General features: G+C 63.2%; 1 protein-coding gene. It reads right to left on the bottom strand.

Annotated elements, in window-relative coordinates; genetic code table 11:
* Nucleotides 1-280 (bottom strand): phosphate ABC transporter permease family protein (locus QWY28_RS23595; RefSeq protein WP_300955345.1); only part of this gene is annotated, 280 nt, incomplete at both ends.

Genomic DNA, 280 nt, shown 5'->3' with positions numbered 1-280 from the left:
AAGGCATAGGCCCCGCCGGAAAAGGCCAGCATCAGCGCCAGGAACACACCGGCGGAATTATAGCGGGACTGCGCTGCTTCGTAGAGCGGCACGAATTTTTGCGCGAGCGGATTGAAGGCGGTGGCTTGCTTGCCGGCCGCAATATTCCGCGCTTCCGAAAGAATGGCGCCCCGGGAAAAGCCATCGGAGGGCAATTCAGATGCGGCCGGGCTGTCCAGCACTGCCTGCGTCACCAGGCCGGGGGAGACGTTGCTCCAGACAGCCAGGAACAGGAGAGCGG

This window comes from Nocardioides oceani (genome assembly GCF_030412965.1).
In the GTDB taxonomy this organism is placed as follows: domain Bacteria; phylum Actinomycetota; class Actinomycetes; order Propionibacteriales; family Nocardioidaceae; genus Nocardioides; species Nocardioides oceani.
Note: the sequence above shows the minus strand (reverse complement) of the source record. Positions and strands in the feature narration are given on the sequence as shown.